18 protein-coding genes are annotated in these 17,215 nt (G+C 44.8%); 8 read left to right on the forward strand and 10 right to left on the reverse strand.

Annotated elements, in window-relative coordinates; translation table 11 throughout:
* Positions 1-187 precede the first annotated feature (187 nt).
* From F6K64_RS15240 to F6K64_RS15250, 3 genes are all read right to left on the reverse strand, one after another.
* On the reverse strand, positions 188-430 hold the full coding sequence (locus F6K64_RS15240; RefSeq protein ID WP_008181697.1) for a TIGR02450 family Trp-rich protein: 243 nt from the start codon (positions 428-430) through the stop codon (positions 188-190).
* A gap of 840 nt (positions 431-1,270) precedes the next feature.
* Entirely contained in the window at positions 1,271-1,852 is a 582-nt protein-coding gene (locus F6K64_RS15245) for a rhomboid family intramembrane serine protease (RefSeq protein WP_287257445.1), read from the reverse strand.
* A 151-nt stretch (positions 1,853-2,003) separates the two neighbouring features.
* Complete coding sequence (locus tag F6K64_RS15250; RefSeq protein WP_287265741.1) at positions 2,004-3,941, reverse strand: S9 family peptidase; 1,938 nt, start codon at positions 3,939-3,941, stop codon at positions 2,004-2,006.
* A gap of 834 nt (positions 3,942-4,775) precedes the next feature.
* Between F6K64_RS15250 and F6K64_RS15255 the strand changes: the two genes are divergently transcribed.
* Positions 4,776-4,994 carry a DUF4327 family protein gene (locus F6K64_RS15255; protein ID WP_008181701.1) on the forward strand — a complete coding sequence of 73 codons (219 nt, stop codon included), beginning with the start codon at positions 4,776-4,778 and terminating at the stop codon, positions 4,992-4,994.
* Positions 4,995-5,365: 371 nt separating this feature from the next.
* Here F6K64_RS15255 and F6K64_RS15260 read toward each other — a convergent pair whose 3' ends face one another.
* Both F6K64_RS15260 and F6K64_RS15265 read right to left on the reverse strand, forming a co-directional pair.
* Positions 5,366-6,589 (reverse strand): protein kinase domain-containing protein, encoded by a 1,224-nt coding sequence (locus tag F6K64_RS15260; protein ID WP_044492517.1) that lies wholly within the window; start codon positions 6,587-6,589, stop codon positions 5,366-5,368.
* A 172-nt stretch (positions 6,590-6,761) separates the two neighbouring features.
* A complete protein-coding gene (locus tag F6K64_RS15265) occupies positions 6,762-9,083 on the reverse strand; it encodes a serine/threonine phosphatase (protein ID WP_287265743.1) in 2,322 nt (773 codons plus the stop codon).
* Positions 9,084-9,506: 423 nt separating this feature from the next.
* On the opposite strand from F6K64_RS15265, the gene F6K64_RS15270 reads away from it, so the two are divergent.
* Positions 9,507-10,226: a pentapeptide repeat-containing protein gene (locus tag F6K64_RS15270; protein WP_008181704.1), complete on the forward strand. Its 720-nt coding sequence runs from the start codon at positions 9,507-9,509 to the stop codon at positions 10,224-10,226.
* Positions 10,227-10,509: 283 nt separating this feature from the next.
* On the opposite strand, the gene F6K64_RS15275 is transcribed toward F6K64_RS15270, so the two are convergent.
* Complete coding sequence (locus tag F6K64_RS15275) at positions 10,510-10,986, reverse strand: TspO/MBR family protein (protein WP_008181710.1); 477 nt, start codon at positions 10,984-10,986, stop codon at positions 10,510-10,512.
* Between the two features lie 111 nt (positions 10,987-11,097).
* Between F6K64_RS15275 and F6K64_RS15280 the strand changes: the two genes are divergently transcribed.
* Entirely contained in the window at positions 11,098-11,226 is a 129-nt protein-coding gene (locus tag F6K64_RS15280) for a hypothetical protein (RefSeq protein ID WP_267872002.1), read from the forward strand.
* Here the strand turns inward: F6K64_RS15280 and F6K64_RS15285 are convergent.
* The gene (locus F6K64_RS15285; protein ID WP_287265808.1) at positions 11,223-12,116 is read right to left on the reverse strand and encodes a ParA family protein; all 894 of its coding nucleotides are present in this window, start codon (positions 12,114-12,116) and stop codon (positions 11,223-11,225) included. The genes F6K64_RS15280 and F6K64_RS15285 overlap by 4 nt on opposite strands.
* 29 nt (positions 12,117-12,145) lie before the next feature.
* Between F6K64_RS15285 and F6K64_RS15290 the strand changes: the two genes are divergently transcribed.
* The 3 genes from F6K64_RS15290 (at position 12,146) to F6K64_RS15300 (ending at position 14,251) form a co-directional block, all read left to right on the forward strand.
* Positions 12,146-13,003 carry a ParA family protein gene (locus F6K64_RS15290; protein WP_287265744.1) on the forward strand — a complete coding sequence of 286 codons (858 nt, stop codon included), beginning with the start codon at positions 12,146-12,148 and terminating at the stop codon, positions 13,001-13,003.
* 406 nt (positions 13,004-13,409) lie between these two features.
* A complete protein-coding gene (locus F6K64_RS15295) occupies positions 13,410-14,042 on the forward strand; it encodes a TIGR04282 family arsenosugar biosynthesis glycosyltransferase (RefSeq protein ID WP_008181716.1) in 633 nt (210 codons plus the stop codon).
* Positions 14,000-14,251: a hypothetical protein gene (locus F6K64_RS15300; protein WP_131826909.1), complete on the forward strand. Its 252-nt coding sequence runs from the start codon at positions 14,000-14,002 to the stop codon at positions 14,249-14,251. The genes F6K64_RS15295 and F6K64_RS15300 overlap by 43 nt, the downstream gene beginning before the upstream one ends.
* Before the next feature lie 43 nt (positions 14,252-14,294).
* Here F6K64_RS15300 and F6K64_RS15305 read toward each other — a convergent pair whose 3' ends face one another.
* From F6K64_RS15305 to F6K64_RS15315, 3 genes are all read right to left on the reverse strand, one after another.
* On the reverse strand, positions 14,295-14,459 hold the full coding sequence (locus F6K64_RS15305) for a hypothetical protein (protein ID WP_154659723.1): 165 nt from the start codon (positions 14,457-14,459) through the stop codon (positions 14,295-14,297).
* Positions 14,437-15,024, reverse strand: a complete 588-nt coding sequence (locus F6K64_RS15310; RefSeq protein ID WP_008181718.1) for an IS607 family transposase — start codon at positions 15,022-15,024, stop codon at positions 14,437-14,439. Before F6K64_RS15310 ends, F6K64_RS15305 begins: the two co-directional genes overlap by 23 nt.
* Positions 15,025-15,276: 252 nt before the next feature.
* Positions 15,277-15,561, reverse strand: coding sequence for a hypothetical protein (locus F6K64_RS15315; RefSeq protein WP_154659724.1), 285 nt, complete (start codon positions 15,559-15,561; stop codon positions 15,277-15,279).
* 134 nt (positions 15,562-15,695) lie between these two features.
* Between F6K64_RS15315 and F6K64_RS15320 the strand changes: the two genes are divergently transcribed.
* Positions 15,696-16,382, forward strand: a complete 687-nt coding sequence (locus tag F6K64_RS15320; protein ID WP_008181720.1) for a TIGR04283 family arsenosugar biosynthesis glycosyltransferase — start codon at positions 15,696-15,698, stop codon at positions 16,380-16,382.
* A 224-nt stretch (positions 16,383-16,606) separates the two neighbouring features.
* The gene (locus tag F6K64_RS15325; protein ID WP_008181721.1) at positions 16,607-16,984 is read left to right on the forward strand and encodes a four helix bundle protein; all 378 of its coding nucleotides are present in this window, start codon (positions 16,607-16,609) and stop codon (positions 16,982-16,984) included.
* Positions 16,985-17,215: the final 231 nt, after the last annotated feature.

Here is a 17,215-nt window from a genome sequence, read left to right on the forward strand (position 1 = left end):
CCAGACAAAATACCTAAAACCTATTACCATTAGCTTACAGCCAAGACTTTTAATCATCTGCACCAAGGATTTCGCCTTGACCGAGTAGGGGGTTCGTAAGCATATGCGCTACAGATGGTGCTACTTGAGGTGCTATCAGCTTATGCGCCCGCAGCGTGGCCAAAGGCCAACGGCTGAATACTTACGGTTACTCTTCGCTTTCGATTTCGGCTAAAGATTTCCAGCCTGCTTGCCACAAGCCAGGATCTTTAAGCTGTTTAGCATTTAGCCAAAAACGGACATTCGGGTCACAAGAAGCTACCATTTCAGCAAACACCCACTTTCCTTGGTTTTTACGATTGACCACTTGGAAATGCCGCCAGCCCCAAGTTTTCTGTTTAGCTGTCCATTTTGAACCCACAAGATGAGGGAATTTCTGTTTTTGAGCCATTTCCTCTATGGTCTGATTATCAACCTTCTAGTGGTGAGTGCTGAGTAGGGAAAAAATTTTCGTTCTTTATTGGTTATACCTAGAAGTTATACGTAGAAGATTGAGACTGTTACACCTGCCACTAACACTGGGTTTTCAGACTTGACCCAAGGAGCAGACAGATAGTTTGAATCTGTTGCAGGCCCAAAAAGTCTGTGTGGTTTTACTTTCCCACTTAGCACTCACAACTCAGCACTACTTTAGCTTCATCCGCCATTCATCCCACGTCCGCACTGAAAGTCGGCGTGGTCAGAAGTTACCGTAAGAATAAAGAAGCCTTAATTAATAAGTTTTAACCCCTTTTTGCATAACCTGTCGCCTGTAAAGGCTTCTTTATTCTAAGGCGCGCGTCTCCGGGATGAATGGCGGACAGGATCGAAGATCGTTTATACTAGATATAGTAGGGAAGACCAAATAAGAGCTAACCGCCACCTACGTGCTTAAAAATAGAACTTATTGTATTGTTCCGGCGGGTCGGGGCATCCCGGAGACGAAACCTTAGAATAGGGTTTGAAGTTACCGTAAGATCAGGTCGCCTTTTTGGGTTGTAGGTTATGCAGAAAAGGTTTAAAACTATTGTTATAAAGGCGACCTGATCTAAGGTTTCGTCTCTTGCCTTAATCATAAAGTTTTAACCCTTTACCCATAGCCGACTAACCATAAAGGCTGCCCCAGCGAGGGATTGCTCGCTGGGGTAACTTCTGACCGTGTCGTTAATAAAGTAACCCGTGTATCCGTTCGCGATGGCTGGAGTTGGTAAGAAGCCCACACTGTAATCTTCGATGAGCGTGTGGGAGTATGTCACAGTTTACGCCTTGCCAGTATACGTGCGGCTAGGATACCGCCGATAAAACCAAATAAATGTCCTTGCCAAGATACATGGGGCTGTGAAGGTAAGACACCCCAAACTAAACCACCATAGAGGAAGCCGACTAGAATTGATAGAAAAATTGAGGGTAGGTTTCGTTCAAAGAAGCCTCTAAATAGCAGAAAACCTAGGTAGCCAAAGATCAGCACACTTGCCCCAATGTGAACTGAATTGGGAGCGCCCAACAGCCAAACCCCAAGACCACCCACCACCATGGTGATGGTGGTAACGACGAAAAAGTCGCTAGTTTCTTGCAACATTACAAACCAGCCTAGGACAAGAAAAGGTATAGTGTTGGAAATCAGATGAGAAAAACCGCCGTGGAGAAAAGGGGCAAATAAAATACCCCGCAGCCCAATTGGGTTGCGGGGAAGGATGCCATATAGATCAAGTTTCCTTCCAAAAATGAATATATCCACCAGCTCTACAATCCACATCAGAGCGACCCATCCACCGAGGATGATTGCCTGAGTTTTTAACTCACTGGTTATTGATTGTCTTTCCTGCCTAGTCATTGTTGATGAGTTTATGGTGAACAATAATATCGAAACCAATAGACAAATACTGACATTGGCTTACTTCGCAGGTGTTGCTCCATGTCTACAGAGTAACTTAATTGATCAAGGCAATTAACCAATGACTAATGACTAATAACTAAACTAATAACTAATAATTATAAATACTTACAGGTTCTATCGCCTCTGCTAGCTCAAATCCAAATACCCGGGAGTAAAAATACAACTCCCCTTCGAGAGTCCGTTTAATCGTTTCTGCTTTACGAAAACCATGTTGCTCCCCTTCATAGGTAACATAGGCTACAGGTAACCCCTTAGCCTTCAAAGCGGCCACCATCATTTCTGCTTGGTTAGGGGGGACTACCTTGTCTTCTAGCCCCTGGAAAAAAATTACAGGACACGACAGTTGGTCTGTGAAATGAATAGGCGATCGCTTTTGATACAAATCTTTACGTTCTGGGTAAGGACCGATCAAGCTATCTAGATACCGGGACTCAAATTTGTGGGTATCCTTGGCTAGTACCTCCAAATCACTGACACCGTAGTAGCTAGCCCCAGCTTTAAACACATCTCGGAATGTCAGAGCAGCTAGAGTTGTATAACCCCCAGCACTCCCCCCAGCAATGGCCAGTCGCTCACCATCAACTAGTCCTTGCTTAGCTAGGTATTGCGCGCCATTGGTGCAGTCATCAACATCCACAATCCCCCAGTTGTTTTTAAGGCGCTGACGATAGTCCCGCCCATAGCCAGTACTCCCTCCATAGTTAACATCTAGGATGGCAAAACCACGAGACGTCCAGTATTGAATTTTTAGATTAAAGGCACTAGAAGTGGCCGCCGTAGGTCCACCGTGGCTTTTGACAATTAGGGGTGGTTTTTCGGAGGTTGGTGCGGTGTAGTCTTTGTTTAGTGGTGGGTAGAAGAAACCATAAGCGGTCAGTCCATTAGTTGTGGGAAATGCGATCGCTTGAGGCGGCGATAGATAGCCAGTATCGATAGCTAACTCACTCGACTTCCTCAATACATTGATTTGTCCATTTGTCAAGTCCAACTGAACAATTGCAGTTGCTTCTGTTACAGAACCAGCGATCAAAACCGCTTGATTATCAGCTACCTTTAGGTCGGAAATACTGGTGTATGGTGTGGCAATCACCGACTGCTGCTTGGTGTTTAGGTCTATACTAGCTAAATGCCAGTTTCCTTCCTGAGTATAGGTACATATGATTCGATTGGCACCATCGAAGCCATAAGTAGACATGCCAAAGACCCACTGGGGTAGTCCAAACTCGGCTTCCATTTCACACAGGGGTTCGATTTCCCCTCGGGTTGGTTGCCAGCGGTAGAGATTCCACCAATTAGTGCGATCGCATACAAAGTAAAGTACACCATCTGGTGACCACTCTGGCTGAAATACCGACTCATCAACCCCACCAGCAATGAGCTCTGCAACACCTAGAGAACCATCGGTTAAGATTGGAGCTACCCAGAGTTGAGTAACATCCCAGGGCATATTGGGATGATTCCAGCTTAGCCAAGCGAGTTTAGAGCAATCGGGACTTAGGCGCGGCGAGGAGTAAAAGTCACAGCCAGAGGCTAGCACTTGAATATCTTCACCGTTTTCTAAGCTGATGCTAACCAAGGTATTGACTGGTTCGCCATCCACCGTGTGGTTTTCTCGCACACAGATTATACGTCCTCTTTCCTGGTCAATTACTGCATCACCATAGCGCCAGTTAGCTATGGGGGTTAGGGGTTGGGGTTTGGAGCTTGGGGTTTGTTGGTACAGACGTTGGTCAGCAAAATTAGAGAAGTAAATTGTGCCATCCTTAACTGCAATTGCACCACCACCATACTCGTTAACCCGAGTACGAGCATTGAAGGGCTCGGGAGTCAGATCAACAGTTTTGCCATCAGGGGTGCGTCGCACGATTACATTGCGTCCAGCTTCTGCAGGTCGCCCTTCAATCCAGTAAACATCCTTTTGATCAAGGGCAATGCTGCCCAACCTAACGCTGCTTTGAACAATCATGTCAGCGCTAATAGGGGATTTCCAGGAACCATAGGGGGCAAGGTGTGGTGGTTGGGTCATTGAAAAGCTGTAATTGGCTCTAAATTCCTTGGGCTATAGGTACTATCATAACCTGAGTGACATACTCCCGACGCTGCCCTAACGGGACAGCGCGGGCTTCTTACCAACTCCACCCAACGGTATCGGCTTTCGCCGACGCTGCGCGAACGGATACACGGGTTACTTTATTAACAACACGGTCAGAAGTTACCGTAAGGATAGGGTCGCCTTATTTCATGAGTTTTAACCCTTTTCTGCATAGCCAGCTCGCCTTTATAGGCGACCCTATCTATCGGTTTCGTCTCCGGGATGCCCCGACCCCCCGGAACAATACAAAAAGTTCTAGAACCAAAGTACTGCAGGCGAGCACCTTGAGCGAATTTAATGGGCTCAAGGTGCGAGCACCTATGAAATTTTACCCATCCACAGATAACTCAAACTATCAAGTTTTTTTCGGGATGGAACCCCATATTCGGTGGTTTTCAAGGTTGCTGTTAGTAGGTGGCGGTTAGCTCTTAATTTGTTTTCCCTACTATTCCTAGTATATTACATTGGCATTTCGACGTTCCGACCCTTGCCCCGCGCTTCCCATACGACGCTCACCCTATCGGGTAGAGCGCGGGGCTTCTCGCGGCTTGGCTAAGTGTCTATGGTTCGCGTTAAAGTAGGGATTCCCGTACATTTACCCAGATCGGGCTTGCTTAAATGCATCCGATTGCGCTACAAGAGTATAGAGGGGCTTCCTTGCCGTACAAAACTCTACAGATCGGCGCATTACCGCAAAGGGGAAGCATTGTAGTTCAGGTATTCGCAAAAGCCAATCTAACAACAGAATTGATTTAGAGATTTTAGAGTATGACTCAAACAGTTACTCACCCCATGGTGAAGTTGCAACGCCATGTGCGTTCACTGGCGGAATCCAAAATTATTAAACCCAGTGACAGCCTTTGGAAAATTGCCCTGCTCTATGGGGACGAATGGTCCTACTGGAAACAGGAACTTACTGAATTCGGGTTTACCATGCAAGACCCGATCAGTGACTTACTAGCTGTGGAAGCCTGGGACGAAGAATGATCTGATCCTGTTTCAGGTTAAGTACTTATCTATCTCTGTTGTTCGTCTATATGAAAATTGACAATTGAAAGTTGTCAGTGGTTAATTGGCTATTAACAATTAGCTATTAACAATTCAAAATTGACAATTAACAAAAGGCGAACAACGGGGATCAACCATTTTTAGAAGTAATTAACCGGACTTGATCTGACTTGTTTCGCTCCCATTTGGCGTCCACGCTTCAATAGGTGGAGCTTGGTCATGGATGAGGAGACAGCGCGGGTAGGGTGAGTATATCCTTTCTTTATTCCCTTATCCCCCTTATCCTAATCACTAGCGATCGCCAAATTATGCCCGTGAAATTTCTGCTCATATTCATGCTTCGCCGACTCCTAAATACAAGCAACCAAAGCCTGCATCAGTTCTTTTGCCGTTTGGTAGCGATCGCAAGCCCTTGGTTGACAAACCCGCTCAATCACTTTCCTTAATTGGGGAGTAACAGTGGGAACGCCTGATACATCAAACCGATATCCTGAACTACGCCTTTGATAATACTTTAGAGGAGCTTCCCCGGTGAGCAGAAATATGAGAGTTGGGCCAATGGCGTAAAGATCCGATTGAGTGCAAGGCTGACCTCGGTCTTGTTCAGGAGCACTATATCCCTCGGCACCAATCCGTGTGCCTGGTATTGTGCCAATTTCTTTAACAGCACCGAAATCCAACATCACAATTCGGTTATCTCGATGGCGCACCATCAAATTCGCGGGCTTAACGTCTCGGTGGATTAGAGGCGGCTGGCGGTCGTGGATGTAGTCTAAGATATCGCAAGTCTGAATCATCCACTCTACTGCCTGGGGCAAGGTGACTGGTCCAGTGCTCAAGACACGTTTTTCTAAATCTTCACCGTGGATCAGAGCCATGGCTAAGTATTTTTTCCCCCCTTCCACAAAAAAGTCGTAATACTGGGGAATTCCGGGATGATTCAGGGTTTTTAGGGTGCGAGCCTCTCGTTCAAACAGTTCTTGAGCCTTGGAAATTTGAGCCATGTCAGCATTCATTTCCTTCAGTACTAGTAGGAGTGGGTATCCATCCTTGCTGTTAACTTTGTCCCAGGCAAGATAAGTGGTTCCCATTCCCCCCTGTCCCAATGTCCGCAAAACATGGTAGTTGCGAATGACTCCCTCGACTGGCACCAAGGGTTGACCACAGTGAATACAGAACAAATTGCCTGGTGCATTGCCTTGGTGTTGGCATGGCTTAGTAGTCTCAGTCAAGGGCAAGGGTGCTAGGGAAGGGAGTTGCTGGGTTTGAACTTGGAATTGCAGCCTCGGACCTTTCTGGGCTAGCTGAATCAGAGCCTTTTCCGGCAGCACCCCCTGGGAAACCAAGACACCATTGAGGAAGGTGCCATTGGCACCCTGATTGACCAACTGCCACATCGGACCCGATGGGGAAGCACTAGCCCTGAGTTCCAGGTGATGTCGTGACACGATCGGGTCATCGACAATCACATCATTATCAGGAGCACGACCAATGCGAATCGTAGATTTGCTCTGAAAGCTCCACTGCTGCACTGGAGTGGGGCTTAACGGATCTAATAGGGTCAGTGTGACCATAGTCAGTTGTCCTTTGTCCAAAGTCCTTTGTGGGTTTTATCCTTTGTGGGTTTTATCCTTTGTCGGTTTTGTCCTTTGTCCAAAGTGACTAACCAGAATCTACTGGCAGCTACTAATCACCTAGCTAATCACTAATCACCTAGCTAATCACTAATCACATACAACTAATCACCTAATTTAATGTTGGTTGAGCCAAGTTTGGTCGCACCTTCACCCGAACTAGGATTAGTGTAATGTTGTCGTGACCATTATGCTCATTTGCCAGCTCAATCAAGTTAACCAGACCCTGATCGAGGCTAGCTCGGGAACTTAGTAAAGGCGCTAAGTGAGTTTGCCAGTAATTTTCCAACAGGTCATTATCTGACAAACCATCAGAACAAAGTAAGAATATAGTATCTTCTGCGATATCTATGAATTGCACATCAGGATTTAGGAATTGCTCACTGCGCGGTCCAAGGGCTTGAGTTAGTTGATAGGCATCAGGGCGAGAGTAAGCGAGCTCTGGATCTACTCCGTGCTGGATTTCTCGTTGACCCACCTCGTGGTCTATAGTGATTTGCTCTAAGCCTCGTTTGCGAGTTAGACGATAGACCCGACTATCTCCGACATGGACAATCCCTACCTTGGTATTTTGAATCAACATCATGACTAGAGTCGTACCCATTCGACCGCTGCCAGAGCGAGCATTTTGTTGGTTGATATCGAAAATCGCTTGATTTGTTACATAGACCGATTTCCTGAGACTATCTTCTGTGGGAAACTCGTCTTGCCAATTTTGTTTAAAGTAATTCTGGAGTACCTCTACTGCCATAGAACTGGCTACTTCCCCAGCCGCATGCCCTCCCATGCCATCGCAGAGAATATATAAACCACGAGCTTGTATAGTTCGACCAATGGGATTTTCCTGCTTTTTGAGTTGGGTCTCGATGCCAAAACAATCCTCATTATGATCTCTTTGATGACCAATATCTGTAATACCGAGATCATCGAGACTCTGCAAGCTCATTGGCAACAGTACCGTTGGCATGTCATCCCCTTGTTGCTCAATTCCTGGTAGATCAGACAATAATTCCTGGCTATCAGGAGGTTGAGTGTCTGCCGTTGCCATTTCTGAGACTACAGCCTCAGTTAATTCCATACCGGATTCGTATGGGTCAGATTCTTGTTCGTGAGCAATGGCTTGCAGATGCGATCGCAATTCCTCAATGGTTTCAATTTCCTTTGTACACAACTGCCGGACAACCGTTGACAAGGAGGTAAATTGAGTTCGCTGGGACTCGTTAAATAATCGTTGCCACAGTTGTCCCAAATCCTCTAGGGTTAGGGGATTTTCCTCCCTGTCGGGATATAGACGCTCCAAACCTAGTGCTTGGTCTTCATCCACCCGGAGATTCGTCAGTTCCAACAGACTCTGACGACAATGCCAAGGCTCTAGAGCTTGCCAAAGCTTTGCCATTTCATCGAGCCAGTATAGGATTTGCAGTTTAGAAAACTCTTCGGACCCCCACAACTTACTCAGTAACTGCCATTCTGAACGGTTTTCTAGCAGGATTATCGCCTTACCATTTTGCTGCCAAACATCATGAATTTCTGGCACGCTAGGGTAACATAAGTCCTTGAGAGCCAAATAGGGTTTAGCACTCTGTGGGATATCTAGGACTTTCCAAACGTCTACGTTTTCTTTCGAGGAAGGTTTTGGCTGCTCTAGGGTTGTGGATAGATCAAATTTCTCTGGAGACAATTTTGTTTGATTAATCAGGGCTTCTAGGGGAGACTTTTGTAACGGTTGGCAGTCCAAAACTGTGACAAAGATACTATCATCTGTTGTCTTACTTTCCCCGATCTGATAGAGTTGATCAGGTTCTAGTACTCTGTAACGCTTACCCTGGTCTAGATAGACAATTGTTGCTGTCTCTGAAGTTGGGTTTTCGAGATTAGGAATTGACCAGCTCGAAGCTTCAGTAGATTGAGGTTTCTTCTGTATTGGGCTAATCTCTAGTAATGGCTCCTCTGATGATTCTAGTTCCACTTGATCACAGCCACTTCTGTTGTTTATCGATGCTTGATCAGCGAAGACTGTTGATGCTTGGGACAAGGTGCCATCATCCCCTGGCTCTGTTAGTATAGTATCCGATTTAGTTAGCCACTCTTGTGTTGTTTCTAGGAATGATGCTGGCTGGGTTAGTTCCCTCTCGGTCTGGTCAGACTCTGGTTGGGAGACCGCTACTGCCGTAGCCTGCTCAGCTGAGGAGTCTGACACCTCAACCGGAGTTTGAGGAGAATACTGGGGGGACCTTGCCGAATTTTGCTGCTTAGAAATAATTGCCCTCCAAACCGTTCCTGTGAAGGCACCGCAGTTGTGACAAGTTTCAGCATTTAGGGGCACTTGGCTAGCGCATTCATGACAACTTTTATCGGTTAGGGAAGTTCCACATCGTTGACAAAACTTGTTGGTATTTGGGTTCTCGAACTGACACTGGGGACAAACTAACATAATGGAACTTCCTTAATCCTTAAATTCCGCGCTTTGGTGGGTAACTTTTAAGATTTCATCTAACTGCCATCTAGTTGGCCATGCTGTAATCTATGATGGCAGCTTTTAGCAGCATAGCCTGATTCCAATTTTTACGCTGTCGTGCAATGTGATTTCATGGTATAATTAAATTAATTTTTTAGTAACTATTTTTTTATAGGCTACACCCTATAGTCTACCCAGGGAGCATAGGGTGACAACAAGCAAACGGTAAACTAGCTCTATTATCGCGCCTTTCTGCCAAAGCCTCTACTCTTATTCCAGCAAACAGCTGCTATTGCTATATACAAAAGTTTAAACTTTTATTCCGGTAGGGGCGAATAATCTCTTGTATCTCTCTAAGTAGAGTGCGACTCTCAGGTCAATCTGGGCAAGCTTTTGCTTATGAACATTAAACTATCTTTAATCATCGCTGTGGTCTTAGCGGCAACTATAGCAATTGCTCTTCATCTATCATCTCAGCAACAGGTTAGCATATCCCTAAAAACTAATGATAACTCCAGTAAGACCATTCAACATCCAAAAGCCAAGACAAAAGTGCTTGAGTTAATGTTAAAAACCAAGACCTGTGTAGAGTGTGATCTGATGGGTATTGATTTGAGTGGACTTGACTTAAGTGGAGTTGACTTTAGCAGAGCTGACTTTAGCCAAGCTAACTTATCCGATAGTAACCTAGAGAACGCTAATCTCAAAGATGCCAAAGTGATTGGTGCTCGTTTTGAAAACGCGAAGTTAACCTCTGCTGACTTAGATGGCGCTGACTTTAAAGATACTAACTTGAAAGGTGCTGATCTCAGTGATGCTAATCTCCTCAATATCCGATTGGCTAATGCTGATTTAAGTACTGCTATTCTTAATCGTACTGAGCTTCGAGAAGCTGACTTGACTGGTGCCAATATGGAGCATGCTGACTTGAGTCATGCTAGTATTTATGGTGCCATTTTGAGGGAGGCTAATCTCACTGGTGCTAACCTTTATAAAGCGAATTTGCGTTACGCCAATTTGCAAGATGCGGTATTAAAGGGTACTAATCTAAAAGGCGCTGATTTACAATTTGCTGTGATGCCTGATGGCAAAACTGTTTATGGAACGGATGATTACTGAGCTCTAGGACAATGAAATTAAGAAACTTGCGTGTAAAAAAAAATCCCAATTCAAGTAGGGTGGGCAAAGTAATCTGATCTAGAAGACTCCTTTGAACCAAACTGTTTTTGCCCACCCTACTACAATTAAAAAAAATCCCAATTCAAGTAGGGTGGGCAAAGTAATCTGATCTAGAAGACTCATTTTAACCAAACTGTTTTTGCCCACCCTACTACAATTAAAAAAAATACTCTGTTACGTCACCTGACGGCTGACGGCTGACGGCTGAATGCTTACAAATAAATTATGCTGCCCCTGGATTAAGTCGCCTCATTTCCCAGGTGGTGTAGGTACCAATCGGACTCCAAATTATGTAGGGAAGTAGTAACAAAAACGCCACCAGGGATACGGGATAAATCAGTAAACCCAGGATAAGACTTAATAAGGCACCTGTGCCACCAATAATGGTGCCAACGGTGAGGCTACGAAATAGGAACATCACTGGTGTATAAGCCATGGTGATGATTTCTAGTAGTAGATATAAACCCATCAGCAACCAGGTGCTTCCGCTACCTGGGTCATGCTCCCAAACTATATACGCTGACCAACCACCGCAAATAAAGATAGTTATCCAGATTAGGGGAATTGCTCCTTCGAAGGTGAGCCATTGCGGACGACGTAGGCGATAGAACCATCTGACTCCTTCGGGTCTGGTGATTAAGTTACCAGCGAATGCTACTAGCAGGGTTACCGCTGCAATTACCATCCAAGATTTAATCATGATTTTGGTCTTGCTCCTAAATTCCCAATTTACTCAAAAATGAGCAAAAATGTAGTTTGACCCGGTGGTGCGTTACGGGCAGCAACCTAACACTTGCGCTCGAGGATGAACATGAGGGCAAGCCCGCCCCTAACGCACCCTACGCACCCTACGCACTCCCGATTCCCGATTCCCGATTCCCGATTCCCGATTCCCGATTCCCGATTCCCGATTCCCGATTCCACCCTCCTGCTCAACTAGTTCTTAGATTTATTTGTTATAATATTCGATAATTTTTGGATAAATTCTTGAGTGAATTGAGTAAAGGCTTTGGCTCCTGGTGCTTGGGGTTCATTGACGACCACAGGTCGAAACTCATCCACGGCTTTGGCAACCGCAACATTCCTGGGAATTTCTATAGTAAAAATTTTGTCTTTCCCAAAATTATCGGTCAATCGGTTCTTGACTTGTGTCGCCATATTGGTGGCGTGACCAAGGGAGAAAAACAGAATCCCAATCAGGGTTATCCCAGAGCGATCGCTTTGTACCAGCTTTTTGATCTGACCTTCTTCGAGGATGCCAATCCCAACCACTGATAACGGTTCAGGTTTGGCAGGAATGATATAAAAATCACTAGCAATAATTCCGCTACGAGTGATAATATTCTCACTTGGAGGGAAATCCAATAGAATAAAATCGTAGGTTTGTTGAACTGGCTCAAGGGCACGCTTAATTAAATAATTTTCTAGCTGATTCCAGTTGTTTTCAAACTCTTGGGGATTATCCTTTGACTGAGAAAACAGCAATGCAGCCAATAGAAAATCATTGTAGGTTTCGATATCCCCTGGCAATAAATCTAGTCCATCCACTCGACAAATATTGCGCTGAATCGCTTGTTCAATGGGAATATATGCCTGAGTCGGTGACTGAATCACTTGATTAATTATTTTTTTTAAGGTTCGGTCCTCCTTCTTCAGCTTAGCAAATTGGACTGGAGGCATCAGGCTTAGGGTAGCATTAATCTGGGTATCGAGATCAACGATTAATACTCGCATGCCATAATCTTTGGCAAGACAGGTAGCAAGGTTGACGGTGGTGGTAGTCTTGCCAACACCGCCTTTCATATTGACTATAGAAATGGTGTATCCCAGTTTTGACAAAAAGAAAGAGGTAAAATAACGTGAAAGTCATTGCAGTATACCATAACAAAGGCGGCGTGGGGAAAACCACAACGGTGGTTAACCTAGGGGCAGCTATGCGAAAAAACCGCAAAAAAGTGCTTGTCATCGATCTTGATAGCCAAGCGAATGCTACCTTTGCTACCGGACTGGTTAAATTTCATGACGAAGCCTTTGATGATATCAAAGAGTGTAATATTCTCCATGTTTTGCAATCTGAAGAATTCTTCTCAATCTCGGAAGTAGCTAGAAAATCTGAATTCAGCAATCCAGAAATTGATGTGGTTCCTGCTCACATTGATCTGATGAAATATGAGCTTGATATGAATCAGCTTGATTTTAGCCTGCTCATGCTGATTGATAAACTAGACGATGTTAAAAATTACTATGATGTGGTAATTATTGATACCCCTCCCTCTTGGAATTTATATGCTAGAATTGCTTTAATCACTGCTGACTTTTTAATCATTCCTTCAGACCTCAAGCCTTTTTCTAATCAAGGCTTACTGAATGTCAAAGATTTTATCAGAGCGATTAATGGCTATAGAAAACAAATCCAAATTAAGCCGCCCCTTAACGTCTTGGGAGTGTTGCCTTGTAAAATAGCAACCAATAACATGTTCATACAGCATACCTTGCCAAAACGGATCAAAGCAATTTCCGACCGCTATGGCTTTGATGTCATGAAGAGTGTTATTTTCGATCGAGATGATTTGGCAAAGTGTGCTGAACAAGTTGAAAAAGTAGACAATCAGGATATACCGTCTCCTGTGTCTGTGTTGGATTATAAACCATATTGTATGGCTTCAGAAGAATTTCGGTCTCTTGCCCAAGAAGTTTTGGAAAAAATAGGGATGTAAGCTATCAGCTATCAGCTATCAGCTATCAGCGAACAGCGATTAGCGCTACGCGCACGCTACGCGAACAGCTATCAGCTATCAAATGATGAGCATTTTTGACCTTACCAAAAATACCTATATACTTTCTTTACTCTTGCCTCTTGCCTCTTGCCTTTCCCAAGCGCGACTATGTTAATAACTAAACTCAAAATGCTATAAGTAGGTACACAAAATTACTTACACATTTTACAAAAAAAAAGCTTTGCAGGGTAAGGGTTACAGAGATTTGCAATAGGTAATTAATTCTGTGTAGGTGCTTAAAAATCGGTGTAGTAATTGTGATAATTATTGTCCCCTAATCCCGACTCCCGATTCCCGACTCCCGACTCCCGACTCCCTATTCCCTACTCCCTATTCCCTTCATATAATGATACTGACAGAACGCTTAATTATTTTCAGCCGCTATCCAGAGCCGGGAAAGACTAAAACCCGGATGATACCAGCTCTAGGAGCGGATGGTGCGGCAAAGCTTCAACGTCGCATGACGGAACACACTGTTGCCCAGGTCAAGGAATTTACAACTGGTCGCCCTGTGTCTGTAGAAATCCATTTTGCTGGTGGTAATCAACAGCTAATGGAGAATTGGTTAGGCTCAAATCTGGTCTATAAACCTCAGAGTGATGGGGATTTGGGCAAGCGAATCACAACGGCATTTCAGTTATCGTTTGCGGAAAGCATGACCAAAGTTGTGATAATTGGTATTGATTGCCCCGATTTGAATAGTTCGGTGATGAATCAGGCATTTGAGGCTCTAGACAATCATGATTTAGTACTTGGAGCAGCTAAGGATGGCGGCTACTATCTGGTTGGTCTAAGTCGATTGATTCCAGAGTTGTTTGTGGGAGTGAATTGGGGAACATCTGAGGTTTTGCAGCAAACCGTGGATATTGCTAACAGTCTTAACCTAACTATCGGGATGCTTTCCGAGCTTACTGATGTTGACCGCCCAGAGGATCTGTGGGTAGTATCAAATTTGATGGGAGTAGGGAATCGGGAGTAGGGAATCGGGAATCGGGAATCGGGAGTAGGGAATCGGGAATCGGGATAAGCATTCAGCGGTCAGCGGTCAGCGGTGAGCTAAAGGCTCACGCTGCGCGAACAGCTTTGTGGAACAGGCTTTGGCCTTGGCCTTTTGGCCTTTTGGCCACGCTACGCGAACGGCCACGCGTGCGCGTTTGGCCACGCTGTGCGAACGACGCTGGGACTTAACTCAGCATTATTCGAATGCTTATCTCTTTCATTAAATAACTGATCACTGAAAGCTGTTCGCGTAGCGTGCGCGTAGCGCTAATCGCTGTTCGCTGTTCGCGTAGCGTGCGCGTAGCGCTAATCGCTGTTCGCTGTTCGCGTAGCGTGCGCGTAGCGCTAATCGCTGTTCGCTGAAAGCTAATAGCTTACGTTTTGGAACTCTTAGCACTATGGAGTTTTTCTGAAAAGATTGTGATCAGCTCCATGATGTCTTTGACTAATTCTTGTTCAACGCTGATGTCTTCTGATGATTTGTTGATAATTATTACTTCTGTATTGAATTCTTGACACATCGCAAAGACTAATTCAGCACTAACTCTAAGCAGCCTATCTTTGTGAGTAATTACAACTCTGCCAACATTCCCCTGCATGATTCGCTTGAGCAGTTTCTGTAAGCCTTTATTTTGGGAATTGATTCCGGCACCTGAATCTTGAATTGTCTCATACTGCCAACCATTAGCAGTACTAAAAGACTCTAAAATCTTGATTTGCTTGACTAAATCTTCTTTTTGGTCTTGATCTGAAACACGGGCATAGTTAATGGTTATCCGATCATCGATCTGACCGACATTTCGTGGTGTAATGTGTTTGATATCAGCTACATAAAATCGCCTATGACCACTAGGAGACCGTTTTGACCTAATCTTTCCTGCATCTGCCCACCTCCTTAAGGTTTTAACTGAGACCCCTAGCTCACTGGCTGCTTCTCCAATACTAATGGTTAACCCTGACATGTTGGATTTATCACCTTATTTTAATTAAGTTTAATCAGCTATCAGCTATCAGCTATCAGCTTTCAGCTTTCAGCTTTCAGTTATTAGCTATCAGCTATCAGCTTTCAGCTATCAGCTTTCAGTTATTAGCTATCAGCTTTCAGCTATCAGCTTTCAGCTATCAGTTATTAGCTATCAGCTTTCAGTGATCAGCTATCAGCTATCAGTGATCAGCTATCAGCTATCAGTTATTATCAGCTATTAGTTATCAGCTTATGGGTTATCACAGCGTCGTTCGCACAGCGTGGCCAAACGCGCACGCGTGGCCGTTCGCGTAGCGTGGCCAAAAGGCCAAAAGGCCAAGGCCAAAGCCTGTGCCACACTACAGATGGTGCTTTTCAATAAAATAAGCTGACGGCTGACCACTGACGGCTGACCACTGACCACTGACCGCTGTTCGCGTAGCGTGCGCGTAGCGCATAGGCTGACCGCTGTTCGCGTAGCGTGCGCGTAGCGCATAGGCTGACCGCTGACCACTGACCACTGACCACTGACCACTGACCACCTAGTTTACCTTTTATTATATCCCTTTAATGTAATAAATGTCTAAATATGGATACAAATTAAGGGAACATTGGTTATTTCCTACTCAAGGATGCTAATTTGTCAGAAACAATGCCTAAACGTCTTGCGTGATAGTAAAAATTTCCATTATCATCCCGGTTCTCAATGAGGCTAGTCACATAGCTGATACTTTGGCTACGGTTAGGGAAGCGTCTAATGTGGAAGTGATTGTGGTAGATGGGGGCAGTGATGATGAAACTGTTGCGATCGCACAATCAATGGGTGCTAAGATTATAGCTGCTGGTGCCGGTCGCGCTAGTCAAATGAATGCTGGGGCTGCGGTTGCTACTGGAGATATTCTACTGTTTCTCCATGCTGATACCCGTTTACCTAAAGGATTTGATACCTTAGTTCGCGAAGGGTTACAAGACCATGACACCGTGGCTGGTGCCTTTGAATTAGCCATTGATGCTAACCTGCGGGGGGTAAGGCTAATTGAGCGGATGGTGAATTTGCGATCGCGTTTTTGCTCTCTGCCTTACGGTGATCAGGCTATCTTTATCAAGACTAAGGTGTTTACAGACCTGGGGGGTTTTCTTAATCTACCGATTATGGAAGATTTTGACTTGATGCGACGCCTCCGCCACCTAGGTAAAATAACTATCCTTAGTCAACCTGTGCTAACATCAGGACGCCGTTGGCAGACCTTAGGGGTTGTGAAAACTACATTAATTAACCAACTGGTGATCGTTGCCTATCATTTGGGGGTTTCTCCTCACCGGATTGTGGGTTGGTATCGTAGAGCAAAAGGATGAAGAAGTCGGGAATCGGGAATCGGGAATCGGGAATTGGGAATCGATGTGTGACTATTTATCAAAAAATAGTGGGAACGCTTAGTATACAAAAGCTAATAATTTTATAAATGGCAAATGTTTTCGGAGACTGACAACCATAGGGATAAGCGCGTTTCTATCATAGAGGTACTCCCGATTACCGACTCCCGATTACCGACTCCCGATTCCCGAACTCTAGTTGAAGCATGAGCAATTATAGTCAAATTCAGTCTTATCAAGATTTGCGAGTTTGGCAAAAGGGAATGGATGTAGCGGAGAGTTGTTATGTTATCACCAGAGAATTCCCTAAACAGGAAATGTATGGGATGACTGCACAGATAAGGAGAGCAGCTGCATCAATTCCTGCTAATATTGCAGAGGGATATGGACGGGAGTATCGAGGAGAATATGTTCAATTTCTTAGAATAGCTCAAGGCTCTCTCAAAGAATTGGAAACCCATCTTTTCTTATCGGTCAGAGTTAAACTGGCTAACTCGGTCGCGGTTAATCCGATTTTAGGTGAGTGTGAAGCTTTAGGAAGAATGCTACGTTCTCTAATTCGGTCATTGCTAGACAACTCATAATTCCGGAGTGGGGAATCGGGAATCGGGAGCGGTGCGACCCGTGGCGAATTTAATTACGGGTCAAGCGCACCGAGGGAATCGGGAGGAGTAGATAGTAGACCTATGCGCAAAAGTAGTTTTATGATAGTGTTTGCATCAATTCTTGTCTACTGTTCTGGTGATCCCCTGTTCCAGACAACTGCCGCGAAGTCAAGTCTTTGTGTGACTAGTTAAAGAATAGTAGACTTCGTT

It is taken from the genome of Moorena sp. SIO3A2 (assembly GCF_010672265.1).
GTDB lineage: Bacteria > Cyanobacteriota > Cyanobacteriia > Cyanobacteriales > Coleofasciculaceae > Moorena > Moorena producens.

Excerpts from the sequence above, each read along its gene's own strand:
- F6K64_RS15255 (WP_008181701.1), top strand. The coding sequence starts at position 4,776 with ATGACTCAAACAGTTACTCACCCCATGGTGAAGTTGCAACGCCATGTG.
- F6K64_RS15270 (WP_008181704.1), top strand. The coding sequence starts at position 9,507 with ATGAACATTAAACTATCTTTAATCATCGCTGTGGTCTTAGCGGCAACT.
- F6K64_RS15245 (WP_287257445.1), bottom strand. The coding sequence starts at position 1,852 with ATGACTAGGCAGGAAAGACAATCAATAACCAGTGAGTTAAAAACTCAG.
- F6K64_RS15280 (WP_267872002.1), top strand. The coding sequence starts at position 11,098 with ATGAGGGCAAGCCCGCCCCTAACGCACCCTACGCACCCTACGCACTCC.
- F6K64_RS15265 (WP_287265743.1), bottom strand. The coding sequence starts at position 9,083 with ATGTTAGTTTGTCCCCAGTGTCAGTTCGAGAACCCAAATACCAACAAG.
- F6K64_RS15250 (WP_287265741.1), bottom strand. The coding sequence starts at position 3,941 with ATGACCCAACCACCACACCTTGCCCCCTATGGTTCCTGGAAATCCCCT.
- F6K64_RS15260 (WP_044492517.1), bottom strand. The coding sequence starts at position 6,589 with ATGGTCACACTGACCCTATTAGATCCGTTAAGCCCCACTCCAGTGCAG.
- F6K64_RS15310 (WP_008181718.1), bottom strand. The coding sequence starts at position 15,024 with ATGTCAGGGTTAACCATTAGTATTGGAGAAGCAGCCAGTGAGCTAGGG.
- F6K64_RS15275 (WP_008181710.1), bottom strand. The coding sequence starts at position 10,986 with ATGATTAAATCTTGGATGGTAATTGCAGCGGTAACCCTGCTAGTAGCA.
- F6K64_RS15295 (WP_008181716.1), top strand. The coding sequence starts at position 13,410 with ATGATACTGACAGAACGCTTAATTATTTTCAGCCGCTATCCAGAGCCG.
- F6K64_RS15325 (WP_008181721.1), top strand. The coding sequence starts at position 16,607 with ATGAGCAATTATAGTCAAATTCAGTCTTATCAAGATTTGCGAGTTTGG.
- F6K64_RS15240 (WP_008181697.1), bottom strand. The coding sequence starts at position 430 with ATGGCTCAAAAACAGAAATTCCCTCATCTTGTGGGTTCAAAATGGACA.